We start from the raw sequence: 22,758 nt of genomic DNA on the forward strand, positions 1-22,758 counted from the left end.
ATGAGCACGCTTGCCCCTACTTCTTTGCCGCTGAGCTTCGAGTTCTTTCCGCCCAAGACGCCGGAAGGTTTCGACAAGCTCGCGGCCGTGCGCCAGCAGCTGTACCCGCTCAAGCCGCATTACTGCTCCGTCACCTATGGCGCGGGCGGCTCCACGCAAGATGGCACCATCCAGACGGTGCGGGCCATTTTGTCCGAAGGCTTTGACGCGGCGCCGCACTTCTCGTGCATTGGCGCCAGCAAGGCCGGCGTGCGCGAGCAATTGGCGCAGTTCGCGTCGCAAGGCATCCGCCGCCTGGTCGCCTTGCGGGGCGATCTGCCCAGCGGCTACGGCGGTTTTGGCGAGTTCCGCTATGCCAGCGAGCTGGTGGCCTACATCCGTGAAGAAACCGGCGACCACTTCCACATCGAAGTGGCGGCCTACCCCGAAATGCACCCTCAGGCCCGCAACCCGCAGGCCGACCTGGAGGCTTTCGTGACCAAGGTCAAGGCCGGTGCCAACGTGGCCCTGACCCAGTATTTCTTCAACGCCGACGCCTACTTCCGTTTCGTGGACGACGCGGCCAAGCAAGGCGTCAGCATCCCCATCATCCCGGGGATCATGCCGATCACCAATTCGACGCAGTTGATGCGCTTCTCGGACGCCTGCGGCGCTGAAATCCCGCGCTGGATCCGATCGCGCCTGGAAGGCTATGGCGATGACAAGGCCTCCATCCAGGCCTTTGGCTTGGATGTGGTGGCCGAGCTGTGTGAAAAGCTGCGCCGCGCAGGCGTGCCGGGCTTGCACTTCTACACGATGAACCAGTCGACCTCGGTGCTGGCCTTGTGCCAACGGTTGGGCTGGTGATTTTTCTGGTGGCGATGACAAGACAAGGTCATCGCCATGAATGAAAAAAGGCTCCCGGTCGGGAGCCTTTTTGCTGACTGATCGAGGGGATCGATCAGGCGTTGGCAGCCTTGCGGCGGCGAGCCATCAGGCCCATGCCGACCAGGCCGATGCCCATCAGGGCGTAGGTGGATGGTTCTGGCACGGAAGCCACGGTGCCAACCTTGATTTCCTTGATCATGCCGGCGATGTAGCCGAAGTCAGCTGGGTTCAGTTCGCGGGCAACCAGGTAGTCGCTGAAAGCGGCCGACAGGCTGAAGTTGGTGGCCAGCAAGCCCAGGGCGCGAGGCGTGGCCGAGCTGGTCACGCTGGTGCCTGATTGGGTGCCGAAGCTGCTCGACACATTGGCGGCGGTCAGCAAGGACTGGTTGGTCAGGTTCAGCAGGGGGAAGGAGGCCGAGCCCACCAGCAGGTCACCAAACAGTGTGTTGGTGCCGACGTCGAAGCTGAAGTTCGACATCGTGATCGACGTGGCGAAGGGCTTGGTGAACTTCATGCCCGAGGCGTCGTTGAAGTCGATCAGCAAGGAGCCGGGGTTCGTCGCGATGGACACGCCTTGCACTGGGTCCGTCAGGACGCCGGTGGTGCTGTTGTACGTGGACTGGCCCACGGCGCTGATGGTGTAGCCATTCAGTGCAGCGGTGACGGCAGGCAAGTCGAGGGTGACCGAGCCGGTGACTGCATTGAAGGGTTGCGTGGCGGCAGAAGCCATGCCCGAGGCGGCGACAGCCAGGGCGATCATGCTGAGCTTGATGGATGATTTCATTTGTCAATTCCTTGTGGTGTTGAAGCAGGGCTCTGAACTGACGCCCTTTGTCTTACTTGACGGTTAGGCCATCTTGCTGCATGGCAGGCGCATAACGTATAGGGTTCTCGCGTGGTCCCCCTCGATTTGGGGGGTCATGAACCGAAGATCTGCAACTCTGTAACAACGCCAATCAAGGGGAAATCATGGGGTTGTGAACTAATCACGATCGGGTCCAACTGGGCCTGCGACCAGGCAATGCCCACGGCGGTCACATCAGGGTGCTTTGCCAGAAAACAGTCGAAGTAGCCGCCGCCATAGCCCAGCCTGAAACCATCGGGAGTGAAACCGAGGCAGGGCACCAGCACCACGTCGGGCTCGCACGGGCGTCCCGGTGGGCTGGGGATGCCGCATTCGTCCACCGTGGTGAGTTCATCACCCAGCCAAGGCCGGTAATGCATCTCTCGTGTGGCGCGGGCGGCCCAGGGCAGGGCCAATTGGCATGACCATTCCTTTTGCGCCATCAGGGCGGCGGGCCTTGGGTTAAATTCAGCCTGGATGGGCCAGTACAGACCCAGGCACTCGGGCTCCAGCTGGCGCAGCACCTCCATCAACTTGTCTTGCAGGGCCGCTTGCGCCGAGGCCAGCGTGGCCGGGTCGCTGGCCCAGGCCTGGCGCGCAGCCTTGAGCTGTTGGCGAAGTGGGCTGCGGGGATCAGAGGGCCGGGTGTCCGGTGGGGTCGAAGCGGTCATGGCAAGGGCAAAAGGGCTAAACAATTGATACAAGTTAACGAGTATGCGGCCGTTGCAAAGAGTGGACGATGGGGGCGGGCGCTGATCTTGGCCGGGGTGGCCGCGTTGGGGGCCCTGCCCTTGGCCCAGGCGGCCGTCGATGACCTGGCCGTGGTGGAAGCCCGGGAGGCCTTGCGTGTGCGCGACAGCGGGCGGCTCGCGGCGGCCCGCGATGCCCTGATCGCAGCGCGCCATCCCCTGGCGCCCTGGGCCGACTTCTGGGCGGTGCAGAACCGCCTGGTCCAGGCCTCGGTGTCCGAGGTGGATGATTTCCTGGCGCGCTGGCCCCAGGCCTACGTGGCCGACCGTTTGCGCAACGACTGGTTGCTGGTGCTGGGGCAACGGCGCGACTGGGCGACCTTCCTGCGCATCCAGCCTGGCTTCCGCATGAACGACGACAAGGAAGTGGTTTGCTATGGCGTGCTGGCCCGCTACCAGACCAATGCGATCCCCGAGGGACCTGGTGACCTGCGTGAGCAGGCTCGGCAAGCTTGGTGGGCCCAGAAAGAGCCCGACACCGGCTGTGCCACCATGGCCCAGACCTTGGTGCCCGCTGGCGTGATCACTACGACGGACGTCTGGCGCAAGTTGCGCTTGTCCCTGGAGGCCGACAAGCCCAAGGTGACTCAGCAGACCGCGCAGTTGCTGGGCGACACGGTGGCCCAGGCGGTGAACCGTTTGCTGGGCCAGCCCAAAGATCACCTGTTCCCCCGCGCCGGGTTCGGCCCCGCCAAAAGTGGTGGCAGGGCCAACCGTGTGGCCGGTGCGCACCTGGACTCTGGAGGGCGGGGCAAGGCACGCCAGGCGTCAGGCCGCCGCAAGATCGTGCGGCCCAGTGATCTGCCGCAGGTGGCACCCGCCGTGGCCGGCTTGCCCAAGGAGATCCAGGGCCCCTTGAACCTGTTGGCGCTGGTGCGCTGGGCGGCGATGGACGCGCCGGCCGTGGCGGCGGCCCTGGACGACCCCGAGGCCCGCGAGCGCTGGCACTTGACGGCCGAAGAGGCGGCCTGGGCCTGGGCCCAGGTGGGGCGGCAAAGTGCCTGGCGTTTGCAGCCCGAGGCGCCCGCGCTCTACGAGCGGGCCATGGCCGTGGGCGGCGGTTTGTCACCTTCTGATGTGGCCAGCACCTGGTCGAGCGACACCTTGGCCTGGATGGCCCGCTCGGCGCTGCGGGCGGCCACGGCGGGCCAGTCCCAGCATTGGCCCCTGGTGGAGCGCGCAGTGGATGCCATGCCGATCGACCAGCAGCAGGATCCTGCCTGGGTGTACTGGAAGGCGCGCGCCTTGATGGCGCGGCCGGCCAACCCGGCGGTGCCGGTGCCTGGGGTGGCTCAGCCGGCCGATGCCCGGCAGCAGGGGCGTGAGTTGATGGCCCGCCTCAGCGGCACCGTGGGCTTTTACGGGCTGCTGGCCGCCGAAGACCTGACTGGTGCGCCGGCCAAGGTGCCCGCCCGCCCGGCGGCCGTGAGCGAGGTCGAGAAAGCCGAGGCCAAGGCCATCCCCGGCGTTGACCGGGCCTTGCGCCTGTTTGCCCTGGGGTGGCGCTCGGAGGCGGTGCGTGAGTGGAACTACACCTTGTCCTATGGCAAGGCGGGTGGCCTGACCGATCGAGAGCTGCTGGCCGTGGCCGAGGTGGCCTGCGAAATGGAGATCTGGGACCGCTGCATCAACACCAGTGAGCGCACGCGCCAGGAGGTCGATTTGTACCAGCGCTTTCCCACCCCTTACCGGCGCGATGTGCTGGCGGCGGCCCAGGATGTCGGACTGGACCCGGCGTACATGTATGGCCTGATCCGCCAGGAGTCGCGGTTCATCGTGGCGGCCCGCTCCAATGTGGGCGCGGCTGGCCTGATGCAGGTCATGCCCGCCACGGCCGCCTGGACGGCCCGCAAGCTGGGCATCGACTACACCCCCGACCTGATCACCGACCGCCTGACCAACATCAAGCTGGGCGCGGGCTACCTCAAGCTGATCCAGGACGATTTTGACGGGTCTCAGGCCATGGCGGCGGCGGCCTACAACGCCGGGCCGGGTCGGCCACGCCGCTGGCGCGAAGGGCCGCGCCTGGAAACGGCGGCCTGGGCCGAGAACATCCCCTTCAACGAAACCCGCGATTACGTGAAGAAGGTGCTGACCAATGCGGTGCTGTACGGGCATGTCTTGCACGGACGGCCGTTGTCGATTAAAACCAGGCTGGGTGGCACCATTGGGCCCCGCCCCAGGAATGAGCCTCCTCCACAACAAGACTTGCCCTGAAGGCCACAGATGAAACGATGGTTGGTGTTGGGCGGCTCCGGCTTTGTCGGCCGGGCCTTGTGTGAACAAATGGTGGATGCCCACGGCGGGGGTGGCGCACGCCTCATCGTGCCGACCCGGCGGCGTGCTCACGCACAGCACCTGCTTCCCCTGCCCACCGTCGACGTGGTCGAGGCCTCCTTGCATGACGAGAAAGCCTTGATGCGGCTCCTGCCGGGTTGCGATGGCGTGGTCAACCTCATCGCGATCCTGCATGGCAGCAAGGCCGAGTTCGAGCACGCGCATGTGGGGCTGCCCCAGCGGCTGGCGGCCGCCTGTGTGCGGGCGGGTGTGCGGCGGGTGGTGCACGTCAGCGCTTTGGGCGTGCCCGACGACCCGGCCTTGGCGCCGTCCAACTATCTGCGCACCAAGGCGGCGGGCGAGTTGGCGCTGCGTTCGGCCGGCCTGGATTTGACGGTGCTGCGCCCCAGCGTGATCTTTGGCGAGCACGACCGTTTCCTGAACCTGTTCGCCCGCTTGCAGGCGGTTTTCCCGCTCATGCCGCTGGCCGGCGGCGATGCCCGGTTCCAGCCAGTGTGGGTGGGTGATGTGGCGAAGGCCTTGGTGCGGTGTCTGGAAGATCCGCGCACCGTGGGGCAAACCTATGAGTGCGCAGGCCCGCAGGTCTACACCCTGAAAGAGCTGGTGGCGATGGCGGGTTGGTTCAGCGGCCACGAGCGGCCCATTGTGCCGATCCCGCTGTGGGCGGGGCGCTTGCAGGCCATGGTCATGGCCGTCATGCCTGGCGAGCCTTTGATGTCCCAGGACAACCTGGATTCGATGCAGGTGCCCAATGTGGCCACCGGGCGGTGGCCTGGGCTGCAGGCTCTGGGCGTGACGCCCACGCCTGTGACCAGCATCGCCCCCAGCTACCTGCGTGACCAGCACGCGGGGGGTGAACTGCTCAACGACTGGCGCTCACGCGCCGGCCGTTGAGGCGCAGACCAATCAGGGGCTGTCAGGCGACCAGCAGCATGGCCGTGTCGAACGCGCTGCTCATGGGCGGCAGGTTCATGGTCATGGGCTGGGGCGCGTTCTTGGAGACCTTGGTCGGCTTGACAACGACGGCCGCGGCGGGCGAGTCGTTCTGGGCGACTTCAGCGCGGTCCCAGTTGCCGGCGGACTCTTTGCCCGAGACGGCGATGGAATAGAACACGCGGAAGGCGATCTTGCGCTCGGACCAGAAGTCGGCGGCATCGCGGAAGGAGTCGAGCAGCAACTCGCGGGTTTCGCGGTCGAACTTGACGCCGTCGGGGATGAGTTCCAGCACCACCACGAAGCCTGGCTGCGGACCCGACTTGTGGACCAGGTCGGTCATGCAGTCGTACAGCGCATCCATGTTCTTGCCGAAGTGATCGGGGAACAGGAAGTCTTTGGCGATGATGTCCAGCACGTCTTGCTTGGACTGGGCTTCGCTCAGGTTGGTGTACAGGAAGTGCTGCCCGGAATCCTGGGCCGCCTGTTGCAAGTCTTCCGGGCGAAAGGCGCGGATGGATTGAACGATGTTGGGTCGAACGGATTGCAACAACATGATCGCTTGGGGCCGAGAGTGCATTGAGATGCTCACTGCCCTCGTGGGCCAGATTTGAGGGTCGAAGAAAAGGACAAAAGAGCGAAGCAGCTTGAGCGGTGAGGCTCAGTGCCGGGGATCAATGGGTTTGAAGCTGCTGTAGTGATCCTCGGTGTAAAAACAAGTTTCAGGGATTTGCACTACTTCACCTCCGCAAACAATGCGACGGGCTCCTCGGGTACGCGATCCTGGTGTGGGCACCGTGTACTCGTGGTAGAACCCACGCGGTTTTCGAGGCAAGGCACGCTCCCTGTTGCCGAAGACGATGCCGTCCTTGGCGTATTTGAAAGGTCCACCCGCCAGAATGCGCCGATGAACGTCCTGGGCCTGGCGCGGCAACTGCGACAAGCCGATCGTTGACGAACCGTCAACGAGGCTGGGCGCCGATGCCGTGGGCGTTGGCCGAGCCCAGGCTGATGAAACACTGGCATCCAGCAGTGCCGCACTGGTCAAGAGGCTGGCCGACATCAGCCACGATGTGGCAAGGCCAGTCCATGACTTGGTCAACAACTTCTTCACGCCAGCTCAGGTCTCTAAAAGCCGTGATGCTACTGAAAACGGGCCAAAAGCTCAAGGCCCCTGCCCTGGAAAACCGGGGGACAGGGGCCTTTGCGTGAGGGGTTGACAGTTTGTGCTATATGACGTTTTTTTGACAAGCGCCTGTTTGCCCTTTCAGCGGATGGCGTTGGCCTCCGCCACGGTCATGGCCGTCATGTTGACGATGCGGCGCACCGTGGCCGATGGCGTCAGGATGGTCACCGGCTTGGCTGCGCCCAGCAAAACGGGCCCCAGGGCGATGCCGTTGCCGGCCGCTTCCTTGAGCAGGTTGTAGGCGATGTTGGCCGCGTCGATGTTGGGGCAGACCAGCAGGTTGGCCTCGCCCGCCAGGGTGCTGCGGGGCATCAGCTCGGCACGGTAGGTGGCGTTCAGGGCGGCGTCGCCATGCATCTCGCCGTCGATTTCCAGCCAGGGCGCGCGTTCCTGGATCAGGCCCAGCGCCTCGCGCATCTTCAGCGCCGAGGGATGGTTGCTGGAGCCAAAGTTGGAGTGCGACAGCAGCGCCGCCTTGGGCCGCTGGCCGATCCGCATCATCTCTTCGGCCGCCATGATGGTGATTTCGGCCAATTGCTCGGCCGTGGGGTCGTAGTTGACGTGGGTGTCCAGGATATTGACCTGACGGCCGGGCAGCAGCAGGCCGGTCATGGCCGCGTAGGTCTTGACGCCGGCGCGCTTGCCGATGACCTGGTCGATGTAGTGCAGGTGCAGGGGCGTGTTGCCCCAGGTGCCGCAGATCAGACCATCGACCTCGCCCTTGTAGAGCAGCATCGAGCCGATCAGTGTCAGGCGGCGGCGCATTTCGATCTTGGCCATCTGCTCGGTCACGCCCTTGCGCTCGGTCAGGCGGTGATACGTTTGCCAGTAGTCGCGGTGGCGGTGGTCGTGCTCCACGCTGACCACCTGGTAGTCGGTGCCAGCTTTCAGGCGCAGGCCGAAGCGCTCGATGCGCTGCTCGATCACGGCTGGGCGGCCGATCAGGGTGGGGCAGGCCAGGCCTTCGTCGACCACGATCTGGGCGGCACGCAGCACGCGCTCGTTTTCGCCCTCGGCAAAGGCGATGCGCTTGTTCTTGGCGCGCTTGGCCACGCTGAAGATGGGCTTCATGGTCTGGCCCGAGGCGTAGACGAAGCTTTGCAGCTTTTCGCCATACGCCACGAAGTCCTTGACCGGGCGCGAGGCCACGCCAGAGGCCGCCGCCGCCAGCGCCACGGCCGGCGCGATCTTGATCATCAGGCGCGGGTCAAAGGGCTTGGGGATCAGGTACTCGGGGCCGAAGCTGAGGTTGGCGCCAGCGTAGGCGGCCGCGACCACATCGCTTTGCTCGGCCTGGGCCAGCTCGGCGATCGCGTGGACGGCGGCGATTTCCATCTCATCGGTGATGGTGGTCGCGCCCGAATCCAGCGCACCCCGGAAGATGTACGGGAAGCACAGGACGTTGTTGACCTGGTTGGGGTAGTCACTGCGGCCGGTGGCCATGATGGCGTCGTCGCGCACGGCCTTGACGTCCTCGGGCAGGATCTCGGGGTTGGGATTGGCCAGCGCGAAGATGATGGGCTTGGGGGCCATGCGCGCGACCATGTCGGCCTTGAGCACGCCGCCGGCGCTCAGGCCCAGGAAGAGGTCGGCCCCCTCGATGACCTGGCTGAGGGTGCGCAGATTGGTTTTCTGGGCGAAAAAAGCCTTGTCGGGGTCCATCAGCTCGACGCGGCCTTCGTAGACCACGCCGGCCAGGTCGGTCACCCAGATGTTTTCGCGCGGCAAGCCCAGCTTGACCAGCAGGCCCAGGCAGGCCAGGGCGGCAGCACCGGCGCCCGAGACCACCAACTTGACCTGCTTGATGTCCTTGCCGACCACTTTCAGGCCGTTGAGCAGGGCGGCGCCCACCACGATGGCGGTGCCGTGCTGGTCGTCGTGGAAGACCGGGATCTTCATGCGCTCGCGCAGCTGGCGCTCGACGTAGAAGCAATCAGGGGCCTTGATGTCTTCGAGGTTGATGCCACCGAAGGTGGGCTCGAGCGAGGCGATGATCTGGACGAGTTTTTCCGGGTCGTTCTCGTTGATCTCGATGTCGAACACGTCGATGTCGGCGAACTTTTTGAACAGGACGGCCTTGCCTTCCATGACCGGCTTGGCGGCCAGCGGGCCGATGTTGCCCAGGCCCAGCACGGCCGTGCCGTTGGTGATGACCGCGACCAGGTTGCCTCGGCTGGTGTAGCGGAAGGCATTGGCCGGGTTGTCGACGATCTCCTCGCAGGCGGCGGCCACGCCGGGCGAGTAGGCCAGGGCCAGGTCGCGCTGGTTGGTCAGCTGCTTGGTGGCGCTGATGGCGACTTTGCCGGGGGTGGGGAACTCGTGGTATTCAAGCGCGGCTTTTTTCAGCTCGGCGCGTTTTGCTTCGGGGGTGGTCATGCGGGGTGCCTTTCAAGGGCGCTGGCCATGTTGGCCGCGCCTGACCCCTGCATTGTAGGAACTTGAAGGGCCCCCGGCCATGTGGTTGGCCGCAGGGTTGGCATTTACCCCGCGATCACCGCGCGATTGCGCCCTTGCGCCTTGGCTTGGTACAAGGCCTGGTCGGCACGTTGCATGAGCTGTTCGGTCGACTCGCCAGGTTGCCAAGCCGCAAGGCCTGCCGAGAACGTGACCCGCAATGCCGGCACGCGCGCCGACAAATCGGCGTCACCCAGCGCTTCTTTCAGACGGTTCAGTCCAATCGTGCCGGCCTGTGCCGGGTCGGTCTCGGGCATCACCACCACGAACTCCTCGCCGCCCCAGCGGCCGATCAGGTCGGTCTCGCGCAAGATGGCCTGGGCTTGCTGCGCAAAGGCGAGCAGCACTTCGTCGCCCACATGGTGGCCGTGGGCGTCGTTGATGGCCTTGAAATGGTCCAGGTCGATCAGCGCGATGCAAAAGCCGCTGCCGCTGCGGGCGACCCGGTCGCGCTCCGCGTCGATGCGGGTTTGCAGGTGCTGGCGGTTGAACAGGCCGGTCAGCGGGTCGTGCAGGGCGATCTGCTTGACCCGTTCGGTGGCGGTGATCAGGCGGGTTTTTTCGGCGGCCATGCGTTGGCGCGACAAGCCGAAGTTGCGGGATTGCCAGGTCAGCAGTCCCAGGATGAAGCAGGTGGGAAACACCTGGAATGCCTCGTTGACCGGGTTGAAGTGGGGGTCATGCAGGAGGCTCATGGTGCCCCACATGGCCAGCAGCATGGCAATCGTGGCGCTGCCTGTCAGCATGACCGCGCGCGGGTGCAGGCTGATGAAGCCGAAGACCTGGATCAGGCACAGCAGCTGCAAATTGCCGCCCCGCATGACCGGGGCGACCGCGTAGCCCAGCACGACCGCGGCGCTGGCCCAGATCATTTGGGCCGCGACCAGGCCAGGGTCGTCATATTGGAGGGTCCAGCCACTTCGGATCAGCGGATAGAACAGGAAAATGGCGATGAGTTCGTGGCTGGTGAAGAGCCAGGTCCAAGTCCGCTCCTGGTCGGACAGCAAGGTGGGTTCGATGTAGAACCAGATCAGCGCCAGGAAGCCGATGTAGACCCCGGTGCCCAGCAGGCACATGCCCAGGGTGGTGCGCCGCCGGGGATCGGTGGTCAGGATCAGGTCGACCAAGGGGTGCGACCCGGGCGAGGAGCGGGCGGCGGCGTTGCTTGTCATGTCGAGGCGATGGCCCGGTCGCGGCCCTGTGCCTTGGCTTTGTAGAGGGCACGGTCGGCGTGTTCGAGCGATTGGGTCAAGGCGTCATCGGGTGTGTGTTCGCGCACGCCGGCCGAGAAGGTGATGGCCAGATTTGGGGCGTGCACGCTCCAGTCATGCTGACGGACGGCCTGGCGCAATCGCTCCAGCCTTTGCATGGCGTGCCATTGGTCGGCTTCAGGCATCAATACCAGGAACTCTTCACCGCCCCAGCGTGCGACCGCGTCGCTGCCTGAAAAAGCGCCCCGCGCCAGGGTGGCGAAATCTCGCAGCACCGCATCGCCCACAGCGTGTCCGTGCTGGTCGTTCACCCGCTTGAAAAAGTCGATGTCGAGGATGGCCACGCAGAACGCCCGTCGACTGCGTTGCTGGCGCCTGACTTCGTCGTCGAGCAGGTTCAGCATGTGGCGGCGGTTGAACAACTGGGTCAGGCCGTCACGGATGGACAGCGCATGGAGTTGTTCCAGGGCGGTGGCCAAGGCGGCCCGCTGGTCCAGCCGGCGCTGGTGCAGGCGGCGGCCCACCTTGGTGACGATGAGCACGGTGGGCATGGTCAGGCTGGCCGTGGCGATGCTGGCCAGTGCGACCTGCAGGTTGGTGGCGGCTGGGTTCAGCCACCACGTGAACAGCAGCATCGCTACCAGCAGGCCCAAGCCGCCAAACGTGGCCAGCTGGGCTTGTCTGCCCGTCAGGCGGCGCATGTCGAACACCAGGATCAGGCACATCCACTCAAGCGCCATGCCCCGCGAGGATTCGATCATGGCGTAAGACAGGCAAACCGTGGTCAGGCTGAACAGCACCTGGGGGAAGGCCAAGGTTGGTTCCGGCCGGTGGGCCACGAGGCCTGTGCGCAACACCGCGTAAAAGCAGCTCAGCCCGCACAGCATGTAGCCGGCCAAAACCCAGCCCTGCCACACCTGCACGCGTTGGAGCAGCACCGCGCAAGCCATCAACGCCATGGCAAAGGCATAGGCGGGCAGCATCCACAACAGGCGCTTGACACCTTGACGGACGGTGCCGGCAGGCCCGAGCACCGCCCGCACGAGGGTTGGCTCGCCATCGGCGGGGTGCGTTTGCGAAAAGGACGGGTTCAGGTCTGCCATGAGGACGATCGTTGCAATTGATTTCGGACGCGCGGCAGGCCAAGTTGAGGCAGTTTCGCGCCTGGTGGTGCCCGAGGCGTGAATCGCACACGGTCCGCGCGACAATCCCCCCATGAGCCTGGGTGAATTCGACCTCATTGAACGGTATTTCTGGCGCCCTGCCGGCCAGGGGCCGCGCCGCGCCGTGGTGGGCAATGGCGACGATTGCGCCGTCATCGCGCCGGGTGCCGGGATGCAGCTGGCCGTGTCCACCGACACCTTGGTGGAAGGCCGGCATTTCCTGTCCACCGTCGATCCGATGCGGCTTGGACACAAGGCCTTGGCGGTCAATTTGTCGGACCTGGCCGCGTGCGGGGCCCAGCCTTTGGCCTTCACCTTGGCCTTGACCTTGCCTCGGGTGGACGAAGTCTGGCTCGCTGGCTTTGCCCAAGGCTTGCTCGCCTTGGCCGATGCCCACGGCTGCGAGCTGATTGGCGGAGACACCACCGCTGGCCCCCTGGCCATCGGCATCACGGTGATGGGTGAGGTGCCCGCCGGCCAAACCCTGCTGCGCAGCGGCGCCCGCGCGGGCGACGACCTGTGGGTCAGCGGCTGGCCCGGCCTGGCGCGTCTGGCGCTGGAGGCCTTCCGGGGCACCTTGCAGCCCGCCTTGTCGAGCGAGGATTTCGACACCGCGCGCCGCGCCATGGAGTGCCCCGAGCCCCGCGTGGCCCTGGGCTTGGCGCTGCGCGGCCTGGCCACGGCCGCCATCGACATGTCTGACGGCCTGCTGGGCGACCTGGGCCACGTGTTGCGCCGCAGCCAGGTGGGCGCCCGGGTGGTGCTCGATGCGCTGCCCATGCACCGCGTGCTGGCTCAGCGGCCGCTGAACCAACAGCACGACTGCCTTTTGGCTGGCGGCGATGACTACGAACTAGTGTTCACCGCACCCGCCGAGCACCGCACGCGCATCCTGGGGCTGGGTGATCATCTGGGCTTGCCCTTGACGCGCATCGGCAACATCATCGCCGCGCCCGGTTTGCAACTGTGGCAAGGCGAGCTGGACGTCTGGCCCGACGACGACCAGCCTCAGCCCGTGCTCAACCGCTGGACTTCGTTTGACCATTTCAAAAGCTGACATGCCAAGCCCTTTAGACGCCGATGCCCTGGCGGCCTTGCCACCGCGCCGCCCTGACGTGGCCCTGCTGCTCAGTCACCCCGCGCATCTGATCGCCTTGGGCGCAGGCAGTGGTTTGAGCCCCAAGGCGCCCGGCACCGTGGGCACCCTGTGGGCGTGGGTGAGTTTCTGGGCGCTGCAAAGCGTGTGGGGCGTGGGCCCGCAGGCCGATGTGAAGTGGGCCTGCCTGATCGGCGTGGGCTTGCCCGTGGGGTGGTGGGCCTGCACGCACACGGCACGCAGCCTGCGTGTGGCCGACCCCGGCGCCATCGTGTGGGACGAAATCCTGGCCTTCTGGCTGGTGCTGTGGTTGCTCACCCCCACCGGCTTCATTGGTCAGTTGCTGGCCTTCGCCTTGTTCCGCTACTTTGACGCGGCCAAGCCGGGGCCGGTGGCGTGGGCTGATCGCCTGTTCAAGCGCCAGCCCGGCCAGGGCATCGGTTGGGCGCAAGGCTTTGGCATCCTGTTCGACGATTTTGTCGCGGCCCTGTGCACCTTGCTGGTCCTGGCGGGGGTCATGCTCATCCGGCCCAACTGGCTGGCCCCCTGACATGGCCACGGCAAACCTCATGAACCTGGTGGCCGACCTGGCCACTCAATTGCAGGCGCGCGGCTGGCTGATGGCCACTGCCGAATCCTGCACTGGCGGGCTGATCGCGGCCACCTGCACCGAGGTGTCCGGCTCCAGCGCCTGGTTCGAGCGCGGTTTTGTCACTTACAGCAACCTGGCCAAAACCGAGCTGCTGGGCGTGGACGCGGCCGTGATCGACGCCCATGGTGCCGTCAGCGAGGCCGTGGCCCGTGCCATGGCCGAAGGCGCCCTGGCCCGCTCCAGCGCGCAGATCGCGGTGGCCGTGACTGGCGTGGCGGGGCCCACCGGCGGCTCGCCCGACAAGCCGGTCGGCACAGTGTGGCTGGCCTGGGCCGTGCAAGGCGGTGACACGCGGGCACAACGCTGCCAGTTCCCAGGTGACCGGGCGGCGGTGCGCTGGGCCACGGTGGCGCAGGCCCTGCAAGGCCTGCTGGCCACGCCGTCAACGCCCGGTTGAGCGGCGGCCGAAGACGTATTCCAGCGCAACGTCGATGACGACGCCCCACAGGCTGTAGATCACCGACCCCAGCAGCGCGTCCCAGAAGCTGCGCACATGGAAGCCATCCAGCAAGCCCGAGGCCATCTGGAAGGTGAAGGCGTTGATCACGAACAGGAACAGGCCCAGCGTGAGCACCGTCACGGGCAGTGTCAGCAAGATCAGCAAGGGCCGCACAAACGCGTTCAGCAGGCCCAGCACGGCGGCGGCGATCATGGCCGCGCCAAAGCTGTTGACCTGCACGCCATGGTCCCACTGGGCCAGCAACATCAGGGCGGAAGACAGTAATAACCAACGGATCAGCAATTTCATGCAGCGCAGCTTATCCCAGGGCAGCGCATTTAGTCACGTCTGGCCCCCAGTCCCCTGGTGATCACGGGTTTTGCTCCTGCTGGATTTACTCGATACTCCAAGGACCAAGGACGCGGCCAACACGGTCATGCCGCCGTGGTTCGTTGACGTTGTGCGGGTACATGCGCCAGAAGTTCGAGCATTTTCTTGATGAAGCCAATCCGGCCAGCCGTTGCCTGCTGGCGGTGTTGGCATCCACGCCTTTTTACATCGCCTACTGGTTCATCAACCTGGCGGGTCTCCTGGACCCCGCAGTGCGGATGGGCCTGAGGCAGCCAGTCGTCTGGACATTGCAGGGCGCCCTGGTGATCAGCACCGGCTTGTCGATCGGTTTCGTGGCCTGGCTGTGGCCACGGCGACGCGATCCTCGCCCCATGCCTCGGCTCAGCCTGGCGGTGACCGTCAACATCGGCGTGATCTACACCCTGATCGCCTTGTTCTCTGGCACCTTCACCACCGGGGCCAACATGACGCTGCTGGGCGTGCTGGCCATCGGCCTGCTGCTGTTCGACCTGCGCACCATGTGGCTTTCATTCCTGGTGTGCACCGGTCTGTTGGTGGGCTACGACCTGTTTGTGATCGCCGGCCACGTGCCTTATGCACCGGCCATCACCCGCCTGGCCTTCCAGGGCCCGGAACCGCAATGGTGGTGGGCCGTGTGGCGCAATGTGGTGTTTTATGCCGGCCTGACCGTGATCGCCACCATGCTGCTGGTGATGTTCGGCCGCCTGGACGCACAGCACCGCAAACTCAACAAGCTGTCGTACACCGATGTGCTGACGGGCCTGCCCAACCGGCGCTATTTCATGGATCGGTTGCACGCCGAGGTGGCGCGCCAGGGCCGCACCGCCCAGCCCTTGTCCCTGATGCTGATCGATGCCGATCACTTCAAGCGCGTCAATGACAGCCATGGCCACGCGGTGGGCGACGAAGTGTTGACCGTGTTGGCCCGTTTGCTGGGCGAGAGCGTGCGCACCCCCACCGACCTGGCCGCTCGGGTGGGGGGGGAGGAGTTCGCCGTGCTCCTGCCCGACACCACGGTGGACGAGGCCGAGGCCGTGAGTTGGCGCATCCACAGTCGCCTGGCTGCGCACGCGTTCCAGGCCGCGGGCCACACCTTTCATCTCACGGTCAGCATTGGGGTGGCGCAGTGCCGCGGCCAAAGCGCCGAGGTCGTGCTCAAGCAGGCCGACCGCAACCTCTACCGGGCCAAGCAGGAGGGGCGCAACCGCTCCATCTACAGCGTGGACAGTGCCCCGGACGCCAGCGAGGTGGGCGCATGAACCTGAAGGTGCTGATGCGCAGCATTGAGCTGCGCCTGCTGGACCGCAAGGTGGCCAACCGCTGCATGGTGTTCGCGGTGATGTCCTTGCCCATGTGCTTCATCTTGTGGGGATTGCAGGCCTATGCCCTGGCCCACCCCGAAGCGGCGGCCTTTTACCGCCCTGGCGCCCTGCGCCTGGCCCAGCAAGGCCTGACCGCCTTGATCCTGTGGCTGGCCATGGTGCTGTTGCTGACCTGGCAGTTGCGCCGCCAAGGCCGCGATGCCCAGTGGCTTGCGCCATGGACGGTCATGCCCACCTTCATCGTCTTCTTGTTGCTGGCCATCGGCCATGGATTGAAGGACACGCCCATGGGCATGGTGCTTATCCAGGAGCTGGTGGTGGCCCGCGCACTGTTCAGCCTGCGCAGGCTCAGGTCCACCTTGGTCCTGATGGTGGCCATGCTGGCCGCCAGCGAGCTCTTGATCAAGTCAGGACAGTTTGTGTACGCCCCCTTGCTGACCGCGCCGGTGTTCAATGGCGAAGACCTCGGCGCGTGGTGGGCGCTTTGGCTGCGCATCATGTTCCAGGCCGCCGTGCTGCCCTTCACGGCCATGCTCTTCTTCACCTTCAACACCCTGCGCCGCCAGCGCAAGGAGCTGGAGAGCCTGGTGCGCACTGACGCCCTGACCGGCCTGTCCAACCGCCGCGAGTTCATGAGCCAGCTGGAGATCGAATCGCACCGCCACGCCCGCAGTGGCCGGCCTTTCTGCCTGGTCGTTTGCGATGTGGACCACTTCAAGAAGGTCAACGACAGCTGGGGCCACCCGGCGGGCGACGCGGTGCTGGCGCAGTTGGGCCACATCCTGCGGTCCAGCACCCGAGACCAGATCGACACGGCAGCCAGGCTGGGCGGCGAGGAGTTCGTGCTGCTGCTGCCCGACACCGACCTGAATGGCGCCAGCCGGGTGGCTTCCAAGATCGCCAGCAGCTTGCGCGGCCATGCTTTTCAGGCCGATGGCGCCTCGTTCCACGTCACCCAAAGCATTGGCATCGCCGAAGTGCATGGGGGCCAGGGCGAGCGCGCCTTGCGCATCGCCGACCAGAACCTGTACCGCGCCAAGCACGCTGGCCGCGACCAGGTCGTGGCCACGGTGGTGGCTTGAGTCAGCGCCACAGCGGCCAGGCCAGGCGAGCCCAGAATCCCAGCAGCACCACGTTGCTGATGGCGAACACCACCAGGCGGTGGATGACATGGTTGTAGCTCAGGTGCACCACGCTGTGTGCCATGCGCAAGGCCACGTAGACCCAGGCCAGCAGCACGAGCACGTGGTCGACATGCTGGGTGACATACGCCACCACACAGCCAGCGTAGAACAGCACCGGCAGCTCCAGCAGGTTCATGTAATTGCGGTTGGGGATGCTGACATGCGGTGGCACCCGGCCCGATTCGCCGAAACGGAAATCGCCCGGCCCCACCTCGCCCTTGAAGGCCGCGCGAAAACGGCGGATCGGGATCTGCAGCAACACCAGCATGGTCCAGAACGCCAGCACCGTGACGGGCTGAAAAATGTGGATGGGTTCGAAGTTCATGGGCGCCATCCTAGGTGCTGGACGGGGCCGGATGCAAGCCGGGCAAAGCCTCGAAGGCTTCAGCGGGCACGGGTTTGCTGAACAGGTAGCCCTGGAAGGCGTGGCAGCCCTGCTCGGCCAGGAAGGCGCGCTGCGCCTGGGTTTCCACGCCTTCGGCGATCACCGACAGGCCCAGGTTCTGCCCCAGCGCCACGATGGCGCGCGCGATCGCGGCATCTTGCGGATCGGTCAGCACATCGCGCACGAATGACCGGTCGATCTTGAGCTGGTACAGGGGCAGGCGCTTGAGGTAGGACAGCGAGGAATAGCCGGTCCCGAAGTCGTCCAGCGAGAACGCGATGCCGTGGGATTTCAGGGCCACCATCTTGCCGATGATGTCCTCCACGTCGTCCAGCAGCAGGCTCTCTGTCAGCTCCAGCTTCAGGCGATCCGGATTGGCCCCGCTGCGCTGGACCAAAGCGAGCACCTGCGCCACAAAATCGGCTTGGCGGAACTGGCGCGCGCTCACGTTCACCGACAGGGTCAGGGCGGCCAAGTGGGGTTGCGAGGCCCAGCTCACCAGCCGGGCACAGGCGGCCTCCATCACCCATTGGCCCAGGGGCAGGATCAACCCGCTTTCCTCGGCCAGGTGGATGAACTCCATGGGCGGCACCATGCCGCGCCGGGGGTGCTGCCAGCGCACCAGGGCCTCGGCCCCCGTCACCTGGCCATCCAGGCCCACTTGCGCCTGGTAGTGCAACACGAACTCCTGCTGCTGCAGGCCACGTCGCAGGTCGCCCTCCAGCTCGGCGCGCGCGGTGACCGCCGCCTGCATGGCGGGGTCGAAAAAACGCAAGGTGTTGCGCCCGGCGGCCTTGGCCTTGTACATCGCCAGGTCCGCGCGCCTCAGCAGGTCGTCCATGGTGTTCTGGTGCCCATGGAACAAGGTGATGCCCATGCTGGCGGTGGCATGGTGCTCTTGCGTGGCCAGCAGGTAGGGCTCGCTCAGGCTGGCCAGCACTTTTTCGCCGATCACCTCGGTCTGGCTGGCCGACTCTTCGGCGCTTTCGCTCAGGTCTTCCAGCATGACCACGAATTCATCGCCGCCCAGCCGCGCCACGGTGTCGCTCTCGCGCACACAGCAGGCCAGGCGCGATGCCACTTCCTGCAGCAGCAGATCACCATGGTCGTGGCCCAGCACATCGTTGATGTACTTGAAGTTGTCCAGGTCGATGAACAGCAGGGCGCCCAGGCGGCCCGTGCGTGCGCTGATCGCCAAGGCCCGGTGCAGGCGGTCTTGCAGCAGGCGCCGGTTGGGCAGATTGGTCAGGCTGTCAAAAAAAGCCAGCTGTTTGATTTCGTCTTCGGCCGCCTTGCGGTGCGTGATGTCGCGGGCGATGCCCAGCACGCCCATCAGTTTGCCGGTCGAGTCGACCAGGGGCGTTCGGACGGTCTCGAACAAACCCCGGCGATGGCCGTCTCCGGCAAGGGTGAGCCACTCTTCGTGACGGCAAGGTTGGCCGGTCTGCATGGCCTGGCGGTCGCCTTCCTGAAATGCGTCCGCCAGCTCAGGGCTGAACAGCTCGTGGCAGTTCTTGCCGACGATCTCGGCCTCCGGCTTGCCCAGATAGCGCTCGAACACCGGGTTGCAACTCATGAAGACGCCCGTGCGGCTTTTGACCCACACCATGTCGGGGATGGTGCGCACCAGGGTGCGCAGGCGGCTGCGCTCTTCATCCAGCTGGGCAGTGCGCTGCTGGACCACGCGCCGCAGGGTGAAGCCCCACAACACCAGCACCCCGGCGCTGAGGGCCACGCCCAGGGCGGCGTAGCCTATGTAACGGCCCCACGGCGAGATGTTCAGGTTGCTGCCCATCCACTTGTCGCGCAGCCCGTCCCATTCACCGGGCGTGATGGCGTCAAAGCCTTGGTTCAGCAAGGCCATGGTGCGGGCATCGCCTTTGTGGACCGCGCGGTGCAGCTCACCTTGGTAAAGCCGGAAGGCGCGGCGGAAGTCCTGCTCGGCGTGCGCGCGGTACAGCAGGTAGTGGGCCGGCGGCTCGTCCAGGCAAAACACCTTGACCTGGCCCGCCACGGCCGCCTGCACCAGGGACTGGTAGTTGGGGTAAGGCTGCACGGTCGTGATGCCGGCCGCCTGGAGTTTGTCCGCGCAGGCATCACCGGCCTTCAGGCCCACCAGGAAGCCTTGCAGGGTTTTCAGGCTGGTGATGCCGCCAATGCTGGCGTGGTTGTAGATCGTGACAGGCACGTTCGCATAAGGCGCCGTGAAATCAAGGGTCTGTTCGCGCTCGGCGGTCTTGAAGATGGTGTCGATGACATCGGCTTGGTGGGCGCTCATCCGAGCCACGGCCTTGTCCCAATCCGAGGCCACCAGGTTCACGTGGACGCCGGTTTTGCGCTCCCACAAGGCCCAGGCATCGACCAGGTAGCCATCGAGCGTGCCATGGGCGTCGCGAAAAATGTAGGGCGGGTAGTTGTCGTCCACGACCACCGTCAGGGTGGGGCGCGCAGTGGCCGCCCAGCAAGGCCAGGCCGCCAGGGCGATGCTCAGGCGCAACCAGCGTTGGATGCGCATCGGAAGGCGGATCGACATGTCACAGAGGCCGCTTCAGTCAAAAGCAGGAAACCACCCCGTGGTGGACAAGCCAGAGTCTAGTGATAAAAATGATAAAGCCCGCAAAAGCGGGCGACTTGAGGAAACCGGCGTCCTGACGCGTTGCGTCAGGACGGGATCCGATCGAATAGAAAACAGAACTCCCTGTTCTTGTCAAAAACAGCCTTGTCAGCCTGCCTTTGACCTCCCAATTCCATTTGATATTCTTGATTCTTGGTACAAAACGACAGCGTTATTTGCACTAGCCGAGAGTATCAACACTCATCAATTCAAGAGTTCCGGTTTATCGGACATGGCTTTTCGGGGCTTTGACCATTCCACCTCCATGGAACGCCTCTGCTTTGAAAATACCGCAACTTGATGTGAAAAGCCTCGTTGATGCCAAGTTCGGAAATGCTTGTTTTCTTTAGAATGATTTCATTGTCTGATCTGCCGCCTGGTAAGTCCTTAAAAGGCCTGAAAATCTTCTGAAACCTCTTGAAAAAGAGGCGCCACGCTAGAAACCGCAGAGGTAGAGTTGTCACACTGCTATCGCTTTGACCGCTTCGAGCTGCGCGCTGTGGAGCGTGTGCTGTACATCGACGGTGAACCTGTCGGCCTTGGCGCGCGCGCGATCGATTTGCTGCTGGTGCTGGTGGAGCGGTCCGGCCGCATGGTGTCCAAGAACGAGTTGCTGGACCTGGTCTGGCCTGGCCTGGTGGTGGAAGAAAACAACCTGCAGGTGCAGGTGTCAGGCCTGCGCAAGGTGCTTGGGCAGCAGGCCATCTCCACCATCCCTGGCCGCGGCTACCGTTTTGCCTTGACCATGGTGCGTGACGACGACTCGGCGCCCAGCCGCTTCGTCCAACCCGTGTCAGACACGCCCAGCCACCCGCAGCCCACAGAAAACGTGCTGTCTGTGCTGCCCAGTGTGGCCGGCCGCTTGTGGGGCCGCGACTCCGACCTGGTGGCTTTGCACCGCGAGGCCCACCATCCTTTGATCACCATCGCGGGTCCGGGCGGCATCGGCAAGACGGCGTTTGCCTTGGCGGCGGCGCATGTCTGGTGCCGCGAGCACCGCGATGGCGCGGCGTGGGTGGAGTTGGCGGGCATCACCGATCCCGGCCTGGTGCCCACGGTGGTGGCCCAGGCGGTGGGCTTGCCCTCGGGCGGCGCAGAGCCCCTGGCCTCGCTGGTGGCAGCCTTGAGGCCCTTGCAATTGCTGCTGGTGATCGACAACGCCGAGCACCTGCTTGACGCGGTGGCGCGCATGGCCCAGGCCATCACGGCCGCCGCGCCGCAGGTGCGGCTGGTGGTGACCAGCCAGGTGGCCTTGAAGCTGGACAACGAGCGGCTGTTTCGGCTCAGTGCCTTGTCGGTGCCCGAACCGGGCGCCTCGCTCGAGCAAGCCATGACCCATGGCGCCATCGCCCTGTTTGCCGACCAGGCGCAAGCGGCCGATCGGCGTTTTGCCTTGACCGAGGCCAATCTGGAAGAGGTCATCGGCCTGTGCCGCCGTCTGGACGGCATGGCGCTGGCCATCAAGCTGGCCGCGGCGCGCCTGCCCTTGCTTGGCTTGCAGGGGGTGGTCGCGCGCCTGGACGAGCGTTTCAAGCTCCTGCGCAGCCAGAACCACCTGGCACCGCCACGCCGGCAAACGCTGATGGGCACGCTGGAATGGAGCCACGAACTCTTGTCGCCCGACGAGCAGACGGTGTTCCGCCGGCTCTGCGTTTTCGCGGGGGGGTTCAACCTGCAACTGGCCAGCGCGGTGGCCATGGACGAGTCCCTGGACGAGTGGGCCGTGATTGAACTGCTCGGTGCCTTGGTGGACCGCTCCCTGGTGGCGGCCGATGGGGCCGACGTGCCGCGCTACCGTTTGCTTGAAAGCACGCGCGACTTTGCCAGCTTGAAGCTGGACGCCTCGGGCGAGCACTGGTTGATGAAGCGCCGCCATGTGTCGACCATGGCAGCCCTGATGGAGCAGGCCTATGCCGCCTACTGGCGCACGCCCGATGCCACCTGGCTGGACACCTATGGCCCCGAGATCGACAACGTGCGTGCCGCGCTGGACTGGGTGATGGCCCATGAACCCGCTCTGGCGGTGGACATGGTGGGCGCCTCCAGCCCTTTATTCCTGCTTTTGGGCCTGGCGCCGGAGTGCCGCCGGCGCTGCCTGGCGGTCGAGTCGCAGGTACTGGCCATGCCAGCCTGCCCGACGGTGGCGCGCTACTGGCTGGAGCGCAGCCGCCTGAACTGGGGCGTGTCCAACACCTTGATGCACGACTTCGCGCGCCGTGCCGCCGAGCAAAGCCGCGCTCTCCAAGACGACGTGGGCCGCTACCTGGCCTTGCGCTGCATGGCGGGCAGTGGTGTGCTGCCCGTAGCACAAGCCAAGAACCTGCTGGAAGAAATGATCGGGCTGGAAAAACCGGCCTGGCCGCCACGATTGCGTTTGCAGCGCCAACTGGCCACGGTCAGCGTGCTGCGTTCGGGCAAGCAACTGGACCAAGCCAAGCGTGTGTGCGAGACCCTGCTGTCGCACTCGCAGGCCAACGGCCTGGACGCCGTGGTCTCCGCCGCCTTGGCCGACCTGGCGGCCCTGAGCCTGGCCGTGGGCGATCCTGACGCCGCCGTGCAGCATTGCGGCGACCTCATCGCGCGTGGCCGGCATCGCCGTGACAACTTCATCCTGCATGCCATGGCGATCAAGGCCACGGCCTTGTTCATGCAAGGTGATGACGAGCAGGCCCGCGGCGCTTTGGTGGACTTCGCCGCAGCGTCACGCAGCCGCGACTGGGAATGGTTCGGTTTGTATTCCGGCTTGTTCGCCTTGCTGGCCGCCATCGAGGGGCGCCATGAAACGGCGGCCCGTCTGCTGGGTTACGCCGACCGCGCGCACCAGCAACTGGGCTCGCGCGATGTCCAGGCGGGCCAGGCCTGGGAGCGCGCCAGCAGCCTGGTGAACGCCGTGTTGCCTTTGGCCACCACCTCTCGCCTGGCTTATGAAGGCGCCCAGATGGCGCCCGAGGCCGTTTGCAATTGGGCCCTGGCCCGCGTGGACGTTTGA

The 22,758-nt window shown here is 65.4% G+C and carries 18 protein-coding genes and 1 pseudogene; 9 read left to right on the forward strand and 10 right to left on the reverse strand.

The genetic code is table 11. The features are described from left to right. Positions 1–846, forward strand: coding sequence for a methylenetetrahydrofolate reductase [NAD(P)H] (gene metF, locus LQ232_RS08700; protein WP_230179930.1), 846 nt, complete (start codon positions 1–3; stop codon positions 844–846). Between the two features lie 94 nt (positions 847–940). Here metF and LQ232_RS08705 read toward each other — a convergent pair whose 3' ends face one another. Next, the gene (locus LQ232_RS08705; RefSeq protein ID WP_230179931.1) at positions 941–1,651 is read right to left on the reverse strand and encodes a PEP-CTERM sorting domain-containing protein; all 711 of its coding nucleotides are present in this window, start codon (positions 1,649–1,651) and stop codon (positions 941–943) included. A gap of 134 nt (positions 1,652–1,785) precedes the next feature. Further along, positions 1,786–2,382 (reverse strand): 5-formyltetrahydrofolate cyclo-ligase, encoded by a 597-nt coding sequence (locus LQ232_RS08710; protein ID WP_230179932.1) that lies wholly within the window; start codon positions 2,380–2,382, stop codon positions 1,786–1,788. A gap of 96 nt (positions 2,383–2,478) precedes the next feature. Here LQ232_RS08710 and LQ232_RS08715 point away from each other — a divergent pair, with 96 nt between their 5' ends. Beyond that, positions 2,479–4,677, forward strand: coding sequence for a lytic transglycosylase domain-containing protein (locus tag LQ232_RS08715; protein ID WP_230180692.1), 2,199 nt, complete (start codon positions 2,479–2,481; stop codon positions 4,675–4,677). A gap of 9 nt (positions 4,678–4,686) precedes the next feature. Beyond that, positions 4,687–5,652 (forward strand): complex I NDUFA9 subunit family protein, encoded by a 966-nt coding sequence (locus LQ232_RS08720; RefSeq protein ID WP_230179933.1) that lies wholly within the window; start codon positions 4,687–4,689, stop codon positions 5,650–5,652. 208 nt (positions 5,653–5,860) lie between these two features. Here the strand turns inward: LQ232_RS08720 and LQ232_RS08725 are convergent. The 5 genes and pseudogenes from LQ232_RS08725 to LQ232_RS08745 form a co-directional block, all read right to left on the reverse strand. Continuing rightward, positions 5,861–6,247 (reverse strand): annotated as a pseudogene (locus tag LQ232_RS08725) (barstar family protein); the annotation flags it as partial. 105 nt (positions 6,248–6,352) lie between these two features. Further along, on the reverse strand, positions 6,353–6,754 hold the full coding sequence (locus LQ232_RS08730) for a ribonuclease domain-containing protein (RefSeq protein WP_230180693.1): 402 nt from the start codon (positions 6,752–6,754) through the stop codon (positions 6,353–6,355). A 204-nt stretch (positions 6,755–6,958) separates the two neighbouring features. Then, complete coding sequence (locus tag LQ232_RS08735) at positions 6,959–9,253, reverse strand: NADP-dependent malic enzyme (RefSeq protein WP_230179934.1); 2,295 nt, start codon at positions 9,251–9,253, stop codon at positions 6,959–6,961. 104 nt (positions 9,254–9,357) lie between these two features. Further along, a complete protein-coding gene (locus tag LQ232_RS08740; protein ID WP_230179935.1) occupies positions 9,358–10,503 on the reverse strand; it encodes a GGDEF domain-containing protein in 1,146 nt (381 codons plus the stop codon). Beyond that, on the reverse strand, positions 10,500–11,645 hold the full coding sequence (locus tag LQ232_RS08745; protein WP_230179936.1) for a GGDEF domain-containing protein: 1,146 nt from the start codon (positions 11,643–11,645) through the stop codon (positions 10,500–10,502). Before LQ232_RS08745 ends, LQ232_RS08740 begins: the two co-directional genes overlap by 4 nt. Before the next feature lie 112 nt (positions 11,646–11,757). Here LQ232_RS08745 and thiL point away from each other — a divergent pair, with 112 nt between their 5' ends. Genes thiL through LQ232_RS08760 form a run of 3 tightly spaced genes read left to right on the forward strand, consistent with a single transcriptional unit; the run spans position 11,758 to position 13,850 of the window. Then, entirely contained in the window at positions 11,758–12,762 is a 1,005-nt protein-coding gene (thiL, locus tag LQ232_RS08750) for a thiamine-phosphate kinase (protein WP_230179937.1), read from the forward strand. A gap of 1 nt (position 12,763) precedes the next feature. Beyond that, complete coding sequence (locus tag LQ232_RS08755; protein ID WP_230179938.1) at positions 12,764–13,351, forward strand: phosphatidylglycerophosphatase A; 588 nt, start codon at positions 12,764–12,766, stop codon at positions 13,349–13,351. A 1-nt stretch (position 13,352) separates the two neighbouring features. Further along, complete coding sequence (locus LQ232_RS08760) at positions 13,353–13,850, forward strand: CinA family protein (protein ID WP_230179939.1); 498 nt, start codon at positions 13,353–13,355, stop codon at positions 13,848–13,850. On the opposite strand, the gene LQ232_RS08765 is transcribed toward LQ232_RS08760, so the two are convergent. After that, a complete protein-coding gene (locus tag LQ232_RS08765) occupies positions 13,836–14,201 on the reverse strand; it encodes a phage holin family protein (RefSeq protein ID WP_230179940.1) in 366 nt (121 codons plus the stop codon). The genes LQ232_RS08760 and LQ232_RS08765 overlap by 15 nt on opposite strands. Positions 14,202–14,362: 161 nt before the next feature. On the opposite strand from LQ232_RS08765, the gene LQ232_RS08770 reads away from it, so the two are divergent. Together LQ232_RS08770 and LQ232_RS08775 are read left to right on the forward strand one after the other, a co-directional pair. Continuing rightward, positions 14,363–15,523, forward strand: coding sequence for a GGDEF domain-containing protein (locus LQ232_RS08770; RefSeq protein WP_230179941.1), 1,161 nt, complete (start codon positions 14,363–14,365; stop codon positions 15,521–15,523). Continuing rightward, positions 15,520–16,668 (forward strand): GGDEF domain-containing protein, encoded by a 1,149-nt coding sequence (locus LQ232_RS08775; RefSeq protein WP_230179942.1) that lies wholly within the window; start codon positions 15,520–15,522, stop codon positions 16,666–16,668. Before LQ232_RS08770 ends, LQ232_RS08775 begins: the two co-directional genes overlap by 4 nt. 1 nt (position 16,669) lies before the next feature. Here the strand turns inward: LQ232_RS08775 and LQ232_RS08780 are convergent, their stop codons facing one another. Further along, positions 16,670–17,095 carry an MAPEG family protein gene (locus tag LQ232_RS08780; protein ID WP_230179943.1) on the reverse strand — a complete coding sequence of 142 codons (426 nt, stop codon included), beginning with the start codon at positions 17,093–17,095 and terminating at the stop codon, positions 16,670–16,672. 10 nt (positions 17,096–17,105) lie between these two features. Next, the gene (locus LQ232_RS08785; protein WP_230179944.1) at positions 17,106–19,688 is read right to left on the reverse strand and encodes an EAL domain-containing protein; all 2,583 of its coding nucleotides are present in this window, start codon (positions 19,686–19,688) and stop codon (positions 17,106–17,108) included. Between the two features lie 538 nt (positions 19,689–20,226). Between LQ232_RS08785 and LQ232_RS08790 the strand changes: the two genes are divergently transcribed. Further along, the gene (locus LQ232_RS08790) at positions 20,227–22,758 is read left to right on the forward strand and encodes a winged helix-turn-helix domain-containing protein (RefSeq protein WP_230179945.1); all 2,532 of its coding nucleotides are present in this window, start codon (positions 20,227–20,229) and stop codon (positions 22,756–22,758) included.

This window comes from Aquabacterium sp. CECT 9606 (genome assembly GCF_918741295.1).
Taxonomy (GTDB): Bacteria; Pseudomonadota; Gammaproteobacteria; order Burkholderiales; family Burkholderiaceae_C; genus Aquabacterium.

Excerpts from the sequence above, each read along its gene's own strand:
- metF (WP_230179930.1), top strand. The coding sequence starts at position 1 with ATGAGCACGCTTGCCCCTACTTCTTTGCCGCTGAGCTTCGAGTTCTTT.
- LQ232_RS08705 (WP_230179931.1), bottom strand. The coding sequence starts at position 1,651 with ATGAAATCATCCATCAAGCTCAGCATGATCGCCCTGGCTGTCGCCGCC.
- LQ232_RS08710 (WP_230179932.1), bottom strand. The coding sequence starts at position 2,382 with ATGACCGCTTCGACCCCACCGGACACCCGGCCCTCTGATCCCCGCAGC.
- LQ232_RS08720 (WP_230179933.1), top strand. The coding sequence starts at position 4,687 with ATGAAACGATGGTTGGTGTTGGGCGGCTCCGGCTTTGTCGGCCGGGCC.
- LQ232_RS08730 (WP_230180693.1), bottom strand. The coding sequence starts at position 6,754 with ATGTCGGCCAGCCTCTTGACCAGTGCGGCACTGCTGGATGCCAGTGTT.
- LQ232_RS08735 (WP_230179934.1), bottom strand. The coding sequence starts at position 9,253 with ATGACCACCCCCGAAGCAAAACGCGCCGAGCTGAAAAAAGCCGCGCTT.
- LQ232_RS08740 (WP_230179935.1), bottom strand. The coding sequence starts at position 10,503 with ATGACAAGCAACGCCGCCGCCCGCTCCTCGCCCGGGTCGCACCCCTTG.
- LQ232_RS08745 (WP_230179936.1), bottom strand. The coding sequence starts at position 11,645 with ATGGCAGACCTGAACCCGTCCTTTTCGCAAACGCACCCCGCCGATGGC.
- thiL (WP_230179937.1), top strand. The coding sequence starts at position 11,758 with ATGAGCCTGGGTGAATTCGACCTCATTGAACGGTATTTCTGGCGCCCT.
- LQ232_RS08755 (WP_230179938.1), top strand. The coding sequence starts at position 12,764 with ATGCCAAGCCCTTTAGACGCCGATGCCCTGGCGGCCTTGCCACCGCGC.
- LQ232_RS08760 (WP_230179939.1), top strand. The coding sequence starts at position 13,353 with ATGGCCACGGCAAACCTCATGAACCTGGTGGCCGACCTGGCCACTCAA.
- LQ232_RS08765 (WP_230179940.1), bottom strand. The coding sequence starts at position 14,201 with ATGAAATTGCTGATCCGTTGGTTATTACTGTCTTCCGCCCTGATGTTG.
- LQ232_RS08770 (WP_230179941.1), top strand. The coding sequence starts at position 14,363 with ATGCGCCAGAAGTTCGAGCATTTTCTTGATGAAGCCAATCCGGCCAGC.
- LQ232_RS08775 (WP_230179942.1), top strand. The coding sequence starts at position 15,520 with ATGAACCTGAAGGTGCTGATGCGCAGCATTGAGCTGCGCCTGCTGGAC.
- LQ232_RS08780 (WP_230179943.1), bottom strand. The coding sequence starts at position 17,095 with ATGAACTTCGAACCCATCCACATTTTTCAGCCCGTCACGGTGCTGGCG.
- LQ232_RS08785 (WP_230179944.1), bottom strand. The coding sequence starts at position 19,688 with ATGTCGATCCGCCTTCCGATGCGCATCCAACGCTGGTTGCGCCTGAGC.